A 13,000-nucleotide genomic window follows, 5' to 3' on the forward strand; every position below is an offset into this window, starting at 1 on the left:
TCAGTCGCGCGCGAACAGCGCTTTCATGTCCACGTCGCGGGTTTCCGCGGCGGCAAAACGCAGGGGCCGGGCCGGCGGGAAGTGAAATAATCGGGCCAGCAGCACATCGGGGAACTGTTCGATGCGGGCGTTGTGGAGTTTGACCGCCTCATTGTAAAGTTCGCGGCGATCCGCCAGCGCTTCTTCCAGTTGGCTGATGCGCGCGCTTAATTGCGAGAATTGCTGATCCGCCTGCAGCGCCGGATAGGCTTCGACCACCGCGTACAGCTGGCTGATCAGACCGTGCAGGCGGCCTTCCGCTGCGCCGAGGGCTTCCGGATCCCGGGCCCGGGCGAAATCGGCCACCGCGCCGCGGGCGGCCATGACCTGAGTCAGGGTTTCCTGTTCGAACTGGGCGTATTGCCGGCACACCTCCACCAGCTTAGGCAACTCGTCGTGTCGCTGTTTGAGGATGACATCAATATTGGCCCAGCTTTGCGTCAACTGGTGCTTCAAATTGATCAGCGCGTTGTATAGCGTGATCAGGTAGAGAAAGACGGCGGCGATGACGCCGAGAAAAACGGCGAGCTTCATGGTGGGATCTCTCCGGAGGCAGGCGTCGCCGATGCGCGGCGTCCATGCACCGCATTATCGTGCAACGATGTTTTTTTGTCTGCGCCCGGGTCGGGTCTCGCCCAGGCGGTTGAGATATTCAGGGGGAAGCGTGATTCGGATCAACATCATAGGCGCGGGGCGCCTGGGCAAGACCTTGGCGGCGTTGGCGCGGCGTTCCGGCCGCTACAGCGTGCAGGACGTGATGACGCGTAATATGGACTCCGCCGCCGCCGCCTGCGCCTTCATCGGCATGGGCCGGCCGGTGACGGAGTGGGCGGATTTGGCCGCCGCCGATCTTTATCTGCTGGCGGTGCCGGATGCGGCGATCGCCGATTGCGCCCAGCGGCTGGCCGCGTCCGGCGTGCCGTCCGGCGCTGTGGTGTTTCACGCCAGCGGTGTTAGCGGGGCCGAATTATTGCGGCCGACGGCGGCGCGCGGCGCGCATATCGGCAGCCTGCATCCGGCGTTTTCCTTCGCCGATCCCGCTGTCGCGCTTGAAGGGTTTTCCGGCGTGCTGTGCGCGCTGGAGGGCGACGCCGAGGCGTGCGTCGCTTTGCGGGCGCTGGCGCAGGCCATAGGCGGGCGGCCGTTTGAACTAACCAACGGCGGCAAGCCGGCCTATCACGCGGCCTTGTCGGTGGCGTCCAATTATCTGGTGACGCTGACCGCCATCGCGCGGCACTTGGCCGGGCAGGGCGGTGTGCCGGAAGAATTGATTACGCCCTTGCTGGGCGGTCTGATGCGGCAGACCTTGGAGAACGCGCTGGCGCTAGGGCCGCAAGCGGCCTTGACCGGGCCGATCGCGCGGGGCGACGCGTCGACGGTGGCCCTGCATTTGCAGGCGATGGACGATGGCGAGTTGCGCGCCGTCTATCAAGCCTTGGGCAGACAGACGGTCGCGCTGGCCGGCGAAGGGTTGCCAGAACCGGCGCGCCGGCAAGTGCTAAGCGCGCTGGCGTTCGAGGAGGGCTCCGAGCCTGTTCAAGGTCTCGCGAGCTAGGGCGAGACAGGCGAAAACGGCTGAGAAAGCGGAATGTACGCGTGGTACATGAGCATTTCGAAGCCGGCGCTCATCGCACAATTTCCCTTCCGACGCGCAGCGGACTTTGAGTACGCTCTCAGGTTGGCAGCGCCACCTTGAACACCTGGCGCAGATAGGCGAGGAAGGTTTCGTCGCTGCACATGGTCTTGCCCGGGCTGTCGGACAGCTTGGCCACCGGCTGGCCGTTGCAGCTGACCAATTTGAGGACAATTTGCAGTGGCTCAAGCCCCATGTCGTTGGTGAAATGAGTGCCGATGCCGAAGCTGACTTGTATGTTGGGGCTGAAGTGGCGGTGCAGGTCCAGCGCGCTGTCCACGCTCAGGCCGTCGCTGAAGGTCAACATTTTGGTGGCCGGGTCGATGCGTAGCTTGCGGTAATGTGCGATCGCCTTTTCGCCCCATTGATAGGGGTCGCCGCTATCATGGCGCAGGCCGTCGAACAGCTTGGCGAAATAAAGGTCGAAGTCCGCCAGGAAAGCGTCCATGCCCACCACGTCGGTCAGCGCGATGCCGAGGTCGCCGCGATATTCCTGCACCCAGGATTCCAATGCCGCCTTCTGGAAATCGCGCAGTCGCACCCCCAGCGCCTGGAAGGCTTGGAAAAACTCATGCGCCATGGTGCCTATCGGGGTGATGCCCAGTTTCCAGGCCAGATAAACATTGCTGGTGCCGCGGAAAATGTCCGGCAGCGCGTTGTTCAGGCGTTCCACCACGTGCTGCTGCCATTCCCGACTGAAGCGGCGGCGGGTGCCGAAATCGGCGATCAGCAAGGGGAAGCGTTGCTGTTCGGCCTCGCTGTCGCGGAAGCGTTCCAGCACGGCAATCTTGGCTTCCAGCCGGCGGAGGCCCTCGGCGCGGACCTCGGCTGAATCGAGGCGGCGGAAATACAGTTCGTTGACGATGGCGAGCACGAAGATTTCAAAGAACATCGCTTGCACCAGCGGGCCCTTGATGCGAATCACCAGTTCCTCGTCTTGGCAGGACACGGTGATGAAGCGCCGCTGCAGGTGGAACAGCTCCAGGTAATCGACGAAATCGCTCTTGATGAAGCGTAGCGTGCGCAGATGGGCCAGCTCTTCCTGGGTGAAGTGCAACTGGCACAGCCAGTCCAGTTGCGCTTCCAACTCCTTCTTCAGCTGGGTCAGCGGCATGTCTGGACGGTTGCGGCACTTGAACTCGTATTCGCCGTGCGAGGCGGGGAACTGGTGCAGCACCACTTGCAGCATGGTGAACTTGTAAAGATCGGTGTCCAGCAGGGAGTGGATCAGCGGCGGAATTTTGGCCATGGGCGGGCTCAGGCGGCGTGAATGATGAAAATGGCCGGACGTTTGTGCAGATCCGGCGCGTCTTTGGGCCAGTCCTTGACCCGGCGACTGACGATGGTCTGGCTCGGCAAAGTCAGGTCGCAAGCCACTGCCAGCCGGGTGGCGGGGGACAGCGTGTCCCGCAGCTGTTGCAGCAAGGCATTGTTGCGGTACGGCGTTTCGATGAAGACTTGAGTTTCGTTGCGCTGGCGCGAACGCAGCTCCAGTTCCTTGACGATTTTGGCCTTGTCCGCCGCGTCCACCGGCAGATAGCCGTGGAAGGCGAAGCACTGTCCGTTGGCGCCGCTGGCCATCAGCGCCAGCAGGATGGAAGAGGGGCCGATCAAGGGCTCCACTCGCAAGCCGCGTTCGTGCGCCAGCGCCACCAGTTGCGCGCCGGGGTCGGCCACCGCCGGGCAGCCGGCTTCGGAAATCAGGCCGAGGTCGTGGCCGTCCAGCAGCGGTTGGAGCAAGGCGGCCACGTCGGCGGCCGGGGTGTGCTCGTTCAGCGTGCTCATGGCGAGTTCGCGGATGGGCGCGCTGACGCCCAGCGCCTTCAGATGCTTGCGCGCGGTTTTTTCGGCCTCCACCACGAAGCGGGTCAGGTGCAGCACCTTGGCGCGTTCGGCTTCGGGCAGCCAGGCGATGGATTCGTCACCCAAGGGGGCGGGGATTAGAAACAGGGTGCCGCTCATCGCAAAATCTCCACGCCTTCGTTGGCCAGCATCGTAATCAATTTGAACAAGGGCACGCCGATCAACGCGTTGGGGTCGTCGGATTCCACGCGTTCCAGCAGCGCGCCGCCCAGGCCTTCGCTCTTGGCGCTGCCGGCGCAGTGCAGCGCGTCCGGTTCGCGTTCCAGGTAGTTGCGGATTTGCGCTTCGCTCAGTTCGCGCAAGGTAACGCGGGTGATGCCCACCGTTTCCTGCAGGCGGCCTTCGGCGCTGTTGTACAAGGCCAGCGCCGAATGGAAGACGACGGTACGGCCGCTCATCCATTGCAACATCTTGACGCCGTTTTCAAACGATCCTGGCTTGCCTATCTGCTGTCCGTCAAGCAAAGCCACTTGGTCGGAACCTATAATCAGCGCTTGCGGATGCTTCTCCGCCAGCGATTGCGCCTTGGCGCGCGCCAGCCTCAGCGCGGTTTCCAGCGCGGTTTCGCCCGGCAGCGGGGTTTCGTCGCACACCGGCGGTTCAGCGTGGAAGGGCAGGCCCAGACGGGCGATGATTTCTTGGCGATAGCGGGAAGTGGAGGCCAGTACGATCTGCATGGTGTGGACGTCGCTTGTTGCGGAGCCGGGGCGGCCTGGCGGCGCGCGCGGAGGGCTCCTTGTTTCTTTTGACAAATCAGGGGAATGGATTGTACCATGCGAGGTTTATGTCTAAACCGATTTTGATCGATCCGCTCAAGTTCGCCCGGGAAGGGCGTTCGCAAGCCGGCAAACTGCCGGTTGGCGAGCTGGATGAGCGTGTGCACAGCGACCTGTCCGACGCCTCCGGGGAAGTAAAATACGCCCTGGACGGTTTTCGCGACCGGTTGAACCGTTTGTCGCTGCGTCTTCATTTGTCGGCGGAACTCAAAGTGACTTGCCAGCGCTGCATGGAAAGCATGCCGTACAGCCTGGACACCGATTCGGTGGTCACCTTGTTTACCGATCCGGACAAGCTGGAAGAAGCTTGCGAGCAAGACGAAGAGCTGGACGCAATCATCGCCGAACCGGAACTGAACCTGACTGCGCTGATCGAAGACGAAATCATTATGGGCTTGCCGTTGTCGCCGAAACACGACGATTGCGGCAGGGAAACTCTCTCGCTCGCCAAGGCTGACAAGCCCAATCCGTTTGCGGTGCTGGCGGCGCTTAAGAGACCCAAGTCCGAGTAAAACCCGGATTCGAACCGAATCTACTTGAATTTCTTAGGAGTCGACCATGGCTGTTCAACAGAACAAAAAGTCCCCGTCCAAGCGCGGCATGCATCGTGCACACGATTTTCTGACCGCCCCGGCATTGGCCGTAGAAGCCAGCACCGGTGAAGCACACCTGCGCCACCACATCAGCCCGAACGGTTTTTACCGCGGCCGCAAAGTTGTGAAGACCAAGGGCGAGTAATCTCCCCGTTTTCCTACTTTCCTCACTGATTAGGCAGCACTATTACCGCACTCGTTGATGACTATCACCGTCGCGGTTGATGCAATGGGCGGTGACGTTGGCCTCAAGGTTACCGTCCCTGCATCGATCCAATTCCTGCAGAACCATCCCGACACCCGTTTGATTCTTGTTGGCGACCAGCCTGCCCTAGAGGCGGAACTGGACGCGCACCAAGGCGTCGCGCGTGAACGCATCCGCATCCAGCACGCTACCCAAGTGGTGGGCATGGATGAGGCGCCTCAGCTCGCCTTGAAAAACAAGAAAGACTCGTCGATGCGGGTGGCCATCAATCTGGTCAAAGAAGGCGAGGCTCAGGCCGCCGTGTCCGCCGGCAATACCGGCGCTCTAATGGCGACCGCGCGTTTCGTGCTCAAGACCATTCCCGGCATCGACCGGCCCGCCATCGCCAAGATGCTGCCCACCGTCAAGGGCTTGTCTTGCGTGTTGGACTTGGGCGCCAACGTCGATTGCACTCCAGAACAACTGTTGCAGTTCGGCATCATGGGGTCCGAACTGGTGGTGTGCCTTAGCGGCATCGCCACTCCTTGCGTGGGCCTGCTGAACATCGGCTCGGAAGACATCAAGGGCAACGACAATATCAAGAAGACCGCTGAACTGCTGCGCCAGTCCGAACTCAATTTCCACGGCAACGTGGAGGGCGACGACATCTGTAAAGGCACGGTGGATGTGGTAGTCTGCGACGGTTTCACCGGCAATGTGGCTTTGAAGACAGCTGAGGGGCTGGCTCACATGTTCGCCGTGTTCCTGAGAGAAGAGTTTGGCCGCAGTTGGTGGACGCGCATGTGCGCGCTGGCCGCGCTGCCGGTGCTCAAGCTCTTCAAGAAACGCATTGATCCTCGCCGCTACAACGGCGCCAGCTTGCTGGGCCTGCGCGGCATCGTGGTGAAAAGCCACGGCGGGACCGATGTCACAGGATTCCGTTACGCGCTGGAGCAGGCTTGCGAGGAAGCCGGCTCCGACGTGATTGGTCACATCGCCGACCGGATTGCGCACCAATTAAATAATCTCAAGCAGTCCGAGGCGGAAGCGAACTGACAACCATGGGCTATTCCCGCATTCTAGGCACCGGCAGCTTTCTGCCCGAGCAGGTGCTCACCAATGCGCAGTTGGCCGAACGCGTGGATACCAGCGACGAGTGGATAGTCTCGCGCACTGGCATCCACGCGCGCCATATTGCGGCAGACGAACACAAAACCAGCGATCTCGCGCTCAAGGCGGCGGAAGCCGCGATCCAGAGCGCGGGCATCGACAAGCACGAGATCGATCTGATCATCGTCGCCACCACCACTCCTGACATGGTTTTCCCCAGCACAGCCTGTTTGCTGCAGGAAAAACTGGGCATTCCCGGCTGCGCGGCGTTTGACGTGCAGGCGGTATGCGCCGGCTTCATGTTCGCCTTGGTAACCGCCAACAACTACATCAAGAGCGGCATGGCCCGTCGCGCCTTGGTGGTGGGCGCGGAAATCATGTCGCGGGTGCTGGATTGGGACGACCGCCGCACCTGTGTGCTGTTCGGCGACGGCGCCGGCGCGGTGATTCTCGGCGATTCCGACGAGCCGGGCATCCTGCACGCCAAGCTGGCGGCGGATGGACGCTACAAGGACATTCTCAACACCCCGGCCCAGATTTCAGGCGGCAAGATCCAGGGCATGCCCTATCTGCACATGGATGGCCCGGCTGTGTTCAAATTCGCGGTCAAGGCCTTGTCCGACATCGCCGTCAAGACGCTGGCGGAAGCCGGCGTCGACAAGAGCGAAGTGGACTGGCTGGTGCCGCATCAGGCCAATTTGCGCATCATCGAATCCACCGCCAAGCATTTGGGCTTGCCGATGGACCGCGTGATCGTCACATTGCCGCAACAGGGCAATACTTCCGCCGCATCGATTCCGCTGGCCTTGGACAGCGCGGTGCGCGACGGGCGCATTCGTCGGGGCCAGACCGTATTGCTTGAAGGTATAGGCGGCGGTTTCGCCTGGGGCGCTGTATTGTTGAAGATCTGATCCAAACATTGGCGCGCAAGCCGCCGACGGCTGACCGTGAGGTCACTAGTCTGAGCGATATTTGATCGTTAGGCTTGGCAGACGTCGCCGGTTTGCGTCATTCTTGCGTCGAATTCTCAGGAGTCGACTATGGCGTTTGCATTTCTGTTCCCGGGCCAAGGCTCGCAAAGCTTGAAAATGATGGATGGCTTTGCCGATTTGCCCGTGGTGAAACACACTTTTGACGAAGCATCGGACGCCTTGAGCGTCGACCTGTGGGCGATGCTGCAGGCGGACTCGGCCGACGAGATCAACGCCACCGTCAACACCCAGCCCATCATGCTGGCCGCCGGCTACGCCACTTACCTGGCCTGGCAGGAGTTGAACGGCCGGCAGCCGACGCTGGTGGCCGGTCACAGCCTGGGCGAGTACACCGCCTTGGTGGCGGCGGCGGCGCTGCCCTTCGCCGAAGCGGTGAAACTGGTGCGTCTGCGCGCCGAGGCGATGCAATCCGCGGTGCCCGTGGGCGTCGGCGCGATGGCCGCCATCCTGAACTTGTCCGACGAGGACATCCGCGCCGCTTGCGCGGAAGCGGCTCAGGGCGAAGTGGTGGAAGCGGTCAATTTCAATTCGCCGGGCCAGGTGGTGATCGCCGGGCATAAAGGCGCGGTGGAACGGGCCATGGAGCAGTGCAAGGCCCGCGGCGCCAAGCGCGCGCTGCCCTTGCCGGTGTCCGTGCCCTCGCATTGCGCGCTGATGCGGCCCGCGGCGGAGCAGCTGGCCGCGGCGCTGGAACAGGCGGACATCAGCGCTCCGGCCATTCCGGTGCTGCACAACGCAGACGTCGCCAGCTACACCGAGCCGGCGCAGATTCGCGACGCGCTGACGCGCCAGTTGTACATGCCGGTGCGTTGGACCGAGACCATCCAGAAGCTGGCCGCCGATGGCGTGACGCAGATGGCGGAATGCGGGCCGGGCAGGGTATTGGCCGGCTTGGCGAAGCGCATCGACGGTAACGTCAAATGTCTGGCGCTGACTGATGTGGCGGCGCTGGAAGCCGCTCGCGGCGAACTGAACTGAATGTAATGCGGCCTCGCCAAGACGGGGCCGGGAATAACGATAAGGAGACTGCAATGAGCCTGCAAGGCAAAGTGGCATTGGTCACCGGCGCATCGCGCGGCATCGGCGCGGCGATCGCCGCGGCGCTGGCCGCCGAAGGCGCCGTGGTGATCGGCACCGCAACCAGCGAGGCCGGCGCAGCGAGCATCCATGAGCGTCTGTCCGCACAGGGCGGCGCCGGCAGGGTGCTGAATGTGACCGAGGCCGGCGCGATCGACGCGCTGGTCGAATCCATCGAGAAAGAATTCGGCGCAATCGCGATCCTAGTCAATAATGCCGGCATCACTCGCGACGGCTTGCTGATGCGGATGAAGGACGAAGACTGGGACGACATCATGGACACCAATTTGAAATCGGTGTTCAAGGCGTCCAAGGCTGTGCTGCGGGGCATGATGAAGGCGCGCTTCGGCCGCATCATCAATATCGCCTCGGTAGTGGGCGTGTCCGGCAATCCGGGCCAGACCAACTATTCGGCGGCCAAGGCCGGCATCATCGGCTTCACCAAGTCGATGGCGCGCGAAGTGGGCAGCCGCAACATCACCGTCAATTGCGTGGCGCCCGGCTTCATTGATACCGACATGACCCGCGCGCTGCCGGAAGCGCAACGCGCGGCGCTGGTCGAGCAGATTGCCCTGGGCCGCCTGGGCGACGCCAAGGATATCGCCGACGCCACCGCATTTTTGGCGTCGGATCGCGCTGGCTATATCACCGGCCAGACGCTGCATGTCAACGGCGGCATGTTGATGCCGTGAACGAGCTTGCGGCCCGCCTGGAGATTTAGGTAGGCTGCTCTAATTTTTTTTTGTAGAATACCGGGGTTTTGTTATCCCGAATCAGAAAGGTCAAGGGTTTAAACAAATGGAAAACATCGAAGCGCGCGTTAAGAAGATCGTTGCCGAACAACTGGGCGTGAACGAAGCCGAAGTGAAAATCGAATCTTCGTTCGTGGACGATCTGGGCGCCGACTCCCTCGACACCGTTGAGCTGGTAATGGCTCTGGAAGAAGAGTTCGAGTGCGAAATTCCGGATGAAGAGGCCGAGAAGATCACCACCGTTCAGCAAGCCGTCGACTACGTCACTGCTCACTTGAACAAGTAATTCCTTCCCTTTCGAGGGGTATTAGGACCTCTGCCCGGAGCCTTCTGGTCTCTTCGCAGAGGTCTTTTGCCAAGAGGATGCCAAACGCGCGTTTGATCCCTGCCAAACCGTAGGGCATCGTAATGCGTGGACGGTCTCGTCGGGAGACTGCCCTCCCATCTCTCACGGAGATTCTTCGTGTCAAAACGCAGAGTTGTAGTAACCGGCCTGGGCCATGTGTCCCCGGTCGGCAACGACGTCGCCACCGGTTGGGCCAATTTGCTGGCCGGCCACAGCGGCATCGCCAAGATTACCCGTTTCGACGCCAGCGATATGGCTTGCCAGATCGCGGGCGAAGTGAAGGGCTTTGAGATCAGCGACTATATCTCGCCGAAGGAAGCCCGCCGCAACGACCTGTTCATCCATTACGGCATCGCCGCGGCCTTGCAGGCGGTGGCGGACGCTGGGCTGGATGATATTCCGGGCCTGGACAAGACCCGGGTCGGGGTCAACATCGGCTCCGGCATCGGCGGCTTGCCGCTGATCGAGGAAACCGGCGTGGCCTTGCAGGAAGGCGGCCCGCGCAAGATCGGCCCGTTCTTCATTCCGGGCTCGCTGATCAATTTGATCGCCGGCCAGGTATCCATCCTGAAAGGTTATCAGGGGCCGACCTACGGCATCGTGTCCGCCTGCACCACAGGCGCGCATTGCATCGGCGACGCGGCGCGGATGATCCAGTACGGTGACGCAGACGTCATGGTGGCCGGCGGCGCCGAAGGCGCGGTTTCCCGCCTGGGCATCGGCGGTTTCGCCGCGATGAAGGCCTTGTCCACGCGCAACGACGACCCGGCCACGGCTTCCCGTCCCTGGGACAAGGGCCGGGACGGCTTCGTCATGGGCGAGGGCGCCGGCGTGCTGGTGCTGGAAGACTATGAGCACGCGGTCAAACGCGGCGCCAAGATCTACGCCGAGTTGATCGGCTTCGGCATGAGTTCGGACGCCCACCACATCACGGCGCCCAGCGCCGAGGGTCCCGCGCGCGGCATAAGCAACGCGCTGCGCGACGCCGGCATCAACGCCGACCAAGTGCAGTACGTGAACGCTCACGGCACGTCCACGCCTTTGGGCGACGCCAATGAAACCACGGCGCTCAAACTGGCCTTTGGCGACCACGCCAAGAAGCTGGTGGTCAACTCCACCAAGTCGATGACCGGCCACTTGCTGGGCGGCGCTGGCGGCGTGGAGGCGATCTACACCATTTTGGCGGTGCACAACCAGGTTTCGCCGCCCACCATCAACCTGCACGATCAGGATGTGGAGGCCGGCTGCGATCTGGACTACGTGGCCAATACCGCTCGCGAGATGAAGATCGACATCGGCATCTCCAACTCCTTCGGTTTCGGCGGCACCAACGGCACGCTGGTGTTCAAGCGCGTCTGATCGTAGTCTTGTCGATTGACTGCCCGAACCGCTGCGCTACACTCGCAGCGGTTTTTCTTTGTTTTCACGCCGTCCGGGTCAAAGCGGGCGGCAAGCTGCGCCGGGCTGCCGGCCCGGGACTTTCTCGATGTTCACTCAGAAACTGGATTTTGCGCCGGACTTGCTGGCGATACATGCGGCGGATCCGCAAACCTTTCCCTACTTGATGATGTCCTCCGGGGACACTGGCTGGGATCTTTTGTTGCTGGAAGACGGGCGCGAGCTGTTTTACGCGGGGGAAGGCGGCGATTTCCTGCGCCGCTTGGCGGAGTTCAAGCCGCAAGCGGTCGATAACCGCCACCAACTGCCTTTTGTCGGCGGGCATTTTCTTTACCTGGGCTACGATCTGCTGTCCGAGTTCGAGCCCAGCGTACCCGAAGCGTTGCCGGACAGCTTTCCGCTGGCGGCGTTGGCGCGCACCCCGGCCGCGGTGCTGGTGGATCGCCGCGAGGGCTGCGGCTGGATCGTGGCGGAAAGCGCCGAACTGTGGCAGCGGGCGTTGAGCCTGGCCCAAGCTGCGCCGGTGTTCGCGCCGCGTCCGGTGGCCCTGCGGGGTTTGGAGGAAGATCCGCCGCAGTGGTACACCGACGCGGTCGTCCGTCTCAAGCGCTACATCTACGAAGGTGATGTGTTCCAGGTGAATATTTCGCGCGGCTGGCGCGCCGAGCTGGAAGCCGGCGTGGCCGCCGTCGATCTGTTCTCCGCTCTGCGCCGCGCCAACCCGGCGCCGTTTTCGGCCTTAGCGGACTTTGGCGACGCGCAGATCGTCAGCTCTTCGCCGGAGAGACTGGTGCGGGTGAGCGAGGGATGGGCGGAAACGCGGCCGATCGCCGGCACCCATCCGCGCTCGAAGGACCCGGTGGAAGACGCCGCCTTGAAGCAACGTTTGATTTCCAGCGTCAAGGAGAGGGCGGAGCATGTGATGCTGATCGATCTGGAGCGCAACGATCTGGGGCGTATTTGCCTGCCCGGCAGCGTTGAGGTCAACGAATTGATGGCCGTGGCAAGCTACGCTTATGTCCATCACATCGAATCCAATGTTCGAGGCCGCCTGCGTTCCGGCGTGGGTCCGGCTGACACGCTGCGTGCGTTGTTTCCCGGCGGCACCATCACCGGCTGCCCCAAGGTGCGCACCATGCAAATTATTCGCGAACTGGAAAACAGCGCTAGGCGCGCCTATACCGGCAGCCTTGGCTACCTCAACCGCGACGGCAGCATGGACTTGAACATCCTGATCCGCACTTTCATGCAAGAGGGCGCCTCGCTGCGTTTTCGCGCCGGCGGCGGCATCGTCGCCGATTCCGATCCCGAGCGCGAACTGCAGGAAACCCGCCACAAGGCGCGCGGCCTGCTGCGGGCGCTGGGCGTGGAGCAGGCCTGATGGCGATGCTGATCAACGGCCGCGCCGACGAGAGGGTCGCTGCTGCGGATCGCGGCCTGGCCTACGGCGACGGCGTGTTTCGGACGCTGGAGCTGAGAGAGGGCAAGCCCAGGTTGTGGGCGTGGCAATACGCGCGTTTGTGCGACGACGCGCGCAGGCTGCGTCTGCCCCCGCCGGAGGAGAGCTTGCTGCTGGCGGAATTGGCCGCGGCGGGAGACGGCCTGCCGCGCGCTGCGGCCAAGATTATGCTGACCCGCGGCGCAGGCGCGCGTGGTTATGCGATGCCGGAGGCCCCGTCCTGCACTCGCATCGTCAGCGCCGCGGCCTGGAACGGCTATCCGCCGGAGCGATCTGAACAGGGCGTGACGGCGCGCTGGTGCGAAACCCGCTTGGCCTTGCAGCCGGCTTTGGCCGGCATCAAGCACCTAAACCGGCTGGAGAACGTGCTGGCGCGCTCTGAGTGGCAAGATCCCGCTGTCGCCGAGGGCCTGATGCTGGACATGGAGGGTTGGGTGGCCGAGGGCACGATGAGCAATGTCTACGTGCTGGAAGGCGAAGCGATCGTCACGCCGAGGCTGGACCGTTGCGGTGTGAACGGAGCGGTGCGGGATTGGTTGACCGCGTATTGTTTGGATATCGGACGCTCTTTTACTGAAACGCGACTTTCCACGTCGCGCTTGATTGACGCCGATGCGGTGTTTCTCTCCAATAGCCTGATGGGTATCTGGCAGATTACCCGCTTGGGCGAGCGCAGCTGGACACCTCATCCACTGCTGCGCGCCCTGCAACACAGCCTGTCGCTTCAAGCCTGAAGGTTGAAGCCTGGCGCCGGGAGGGCAGTTCCCGGTGTTGTCGG

15 protein-coding genes are annotated in these 13,000 nt (G+C 62.7%); 11 read left to right on the forward strand and 4 right to left on the reverse strand.

From position 1 onward, the window contains the following. Nucleotides 1–573 (reverse strand): LemA family protein, encoded by a 573-nt coding sequence (locus ACUXV1_RS08190; protein ID WP_446014896.1) that lies wholly within the window; start codon nt 571–573, stop codon nt 1–3. A 130-nt stretch (nt 574–703) separates the two neighbouring features. Here ACUXV1_RS08190 and ACUXV1_RS08195 point away from each other — a divergent pair, with 130 nt between their 5' ends. Then, on the forward strand, nt 704–1,594 hold the full coding sequence (locus ACUXV1_RS08195) for a Rossmann-like and DUF2520 domain-containing protein (protein WP_446014897.1): 891 nt from the start codon (nt 704–706) through the stop codon (nt 1,592–1,594). A gap of 118 nt (nt 1,595–1,712) precedes the next feature. Here the strand turns inward: ACUXV1_RS08195 and pncB are convergent, their stop codons facing one another. The 3 genes from pncB to ACUXV1_RS08210 are packed head-to-tail and all read right to left on the reverse strand — an operon-like array spanning nt 1,713 to nt 4,212. After that, nucleotides 1,713–2,912: a nicotinate phosphoribosyltransferase gene (gene pncB / locus ACUXV1_RS08200; protein WP_039756072.1), complete on the reverse strand. Its 1,200-nt coding sequence runs from the start codon at nt 2,910–2,912 to the stop codon at nt 1,713–1,715. 17 nt (nt 2,913–2,929) lie between these two features. After that, complete coding sequence (locus ACUXV1_RS08205; protein ID WP_081546160.1) at nt 2,930–3,634, reverse strand: SAM-dependent methyltransferase; 705 nt, start codon at nt 3,632–3,634, stop codon at nt 2,930–2,932. Continuing rightward, on the reverse strand, nt 3,631–4,212 hold the full coding sequence (locus tag ACUXV1_RS08210) for a Maf family protein (RefSeq protein ID WP_043591835.1): 582 nt from the start codon (nt 4,210–4,212) through the stop codon (nt 3,631–3,633). The genes ACUXV1_RS08205 and ACUXV1_RS08210 overlap by 4 nt, the downstream gene beginning before the upstream one ends. Nucleotides 4,213–4,319: 107 nt before the next feature. Here ACUXV1_RS08210 and ACUXV1_RS08215 point away from each other — a divergent pair, with 107 nt between their 5' ends. The 10 genes from ACUXV1_RS08215 to pabC all read left to right on the forward strand — a co-directional run bounded on the left by ACUXV1_RS08215 (nt 4,320) and on the right by pabC (nt 12,956). Beyond that, nucleotides 4,320–4,823 carry a YceD family protein gene (locus ACUXV1_RS08215; RefSeq protein WP_043591833.1) on the forward strand — a complete coding sequence of 168 codons (504 nt, stop codon included), beginning with the start codon at nt 4,320–4,322 and terminating at the stop codon, nt 4,821–4,823. A 46-nt stretch (nt 4,824–4,869) separates the two neighbouring features. Beyond that, nucleotides 4,870–5,049 (forward strand): 50S ribosomal protein L32, encoded by a 180-nt coding sequence (gene rpmF / locus ACUXV1_RS08220; protein WP_011136965.1) that lies wholly within the window; start codon nt 4,870–4,872, stop codon nt 5,047–5,049. 57 nt (nt 5,050–5,106) lie between these two features. Further along, nucleotides 5,107–6,144, forward strand: coding sequence for a phosphate acyltransferase PlsX (gene plsX, locus ACUXV1_RS08225; RefSeq protein ID WP_446014898.1), 1,038 nt, complete (start codon nt 5,107–5,109; stop codon nt 6,142–6,144). A gap of 5 nt (nt 6,145–6,149) precedes the next feature. Then, a complete protein-coding gene (locus tag ACUXV1_RS08230; RefSeq protein ID WP_446014899.1) occupies nt 6,150–7,109 on the forward strand; it encodes a beta-ketoacyl-ACP synthase III in 960 nt (319 codons plus the stop codon). Nucleotides 7,110–7,238: 129 nt separating this feature from the next. Then, complete coding sequence (gene fabD, locus ACUXV1_RS08235) at nt 7,239–8,168, forward strand: ACP S-malonyltransferase (RefSeq protein ID WP_019103320.1); 930 nt, start codon at nt 7,239–7,241, stop codon at nt 8,166–8,168. Nucleotides 8,169–8,221: 53 nt separating this feature from the next. After that, a complete protein-coding gene (gene fabG, locus ACUXV1_RS08240; RefSeq protein ID WP_019103321.1) occupies nt 8,222–8,959 on the forward strand; it encodes a 3-oxoacyl-ACP reductase FabG in 738 nt (245 codons plus the stop codon). Between the two features lie 106 nt (nt 8,960–9,065). Then, entirely contained in the window at nt 9,066–9,305 is a 240-nt protein-coding gene (acpP, locus tag ACUXV1_RS08245; RefSeq protein ID WP_019103041.1) for an acyl carrier protein, read from the forward strand. Nucleotides 9,306–9,482: 177 nt separating this feature from the next. Then, entirely contained in the window at nt 9,483–10,724 is a 1,242-nt protein-coding gene (fabF, locus tag ACUXV1_RS08250) for a beta-ketoacyl-ACP synthase II (RefSeq protein WP_039756356.1), read from the forward strand. 127 nt (nt 10,725–10,851) lie between these two features. Beyond that, nucleotides 10,852–12,144: an aminodeoxychorismate synthase component I gene (locus tag ACUXV1_RS08255; protein WP_446014901.1), complete on the forward strand. Its 1,293-nt coding sequence runs from the start codon at nt 10,852–10,854 to the stop codon at nt 12,142–12,144. Next, nucleotides 12,144–12,956, forward strand: a complete 813-nt coding sequence (gene pabC, locus ACUXV1_RS08260; RefSeq protein WP_446014902.1) for an aminodeoxychorismate lyase — start codon at nt 12,144–12,146, stop codon at nt 12,954–12,956. The genes ACUXV1_RS08255 and pabC overlap by 1 nt, the downstream gene beginning before the upstream one ends. Nucleotides 12,957–13,000 lie beyond the last annotated feature (44 nt).

The organism is Chromobacterium sp. W521, from assembly GCF_052805975.1.